The 854-nt window shown below is 70.7% G+C and carries 1 protein-coding gene; it reads left to right on the top strand.

Features of this window, described 5'->3' with window-relative positions; translation table 11 throughout:
* Positions 1–854 (top strand): O-linked N-acetylglucosamine transferase, SPINDLY family protein (locus tag G3446_RS27040; RefSeq protein WP_483414743.1); only part of this gene is annotated, 854 nt, incomplete at both ends.

Raw genomic sequence — 854 nt, 5'->3', positions numbered from 1 at the left:
CATTGGGTGGACACCCGTGGTCTGAGCGACGCGGCGCTGGCCGAGCGCATCCGCGCCGACGCGGTGGACATCCTGATCGATCTGGGTGGTCACACCGCCAACAACCGCCTGGGGGTTTTCGCGCGCAAGCCGGCGCCGGTGTCGGTCTCCTGGATGGGCTATGGGTACACCACGGGTCTGAGCGCGATCGACTACTTTCTCAGCGACGCCATCATGGCGCCGGCGGGCAGCGAGCACCTGTTCGCCGAGCAGGTCTGGCGGCTGTCGGCGCCGGCCGGTGTGTACCGCCCGCGTGCGGGGATGGGTGAGGTGAGCGCGCTGCCGGCGCTGGAGCGCGGCTACGTCACCTTCGGCACGCTCAGCCGCGGGGTGCGGATCAACCACCGCGTTGTGCGCGCCTGGTCGGCGCTGCTGGCGCGCCTGCCGGGCTCGCGCCTGGTGGTCGACAGCAAAGACTTCGTCAGTGAGCCGGCGCAGCGCGGGCTGCGCGAGCGTTTTGCCGCGCATGGGATCGGCGCTGAGCGCTTGGAGATCGGCTACCACAGCCCGCCGTGGGAGGTGCTGCGCGGGCTGGACATCGGGCTGGATTGCTTTCCGCACAACTCGGGCACGACGCTGCTGGAGTCGCTGTATCTTGGGGTGCCCTTCATCACCCTGGCGGGTCGTCCGAGCGTGGGCCGCGCGGGGGCGACGGTGCTGCATGGGGTGGGCCACCCCGAGTGGGTGGCGGACAGCGAGGAGCAGTACGTGGATAAGGCGCTCGACTTGGCGAGCGACCTGGGTCGTCTGGCCTCGATCCGCGCGGGCCTGCGTGACGCGCTGGAGTCAGGCCCCTGGTGCGACGAGGCGGGCTT

It is taken from the genome of Thiorhodococcus minor (assembly GCF_010820565.1).
Lineage (GTDB): Bacteria > Pseudomonadota > Gammaproteobacteria > Chromatiales > Chromatiaceae > Thiorhodococcus > Thiorhodococcus minor.
Note: the sequence above shows the minus strand (reverse complement) of the source record. Positions and strands in the feature narration are given on the sequence as shown.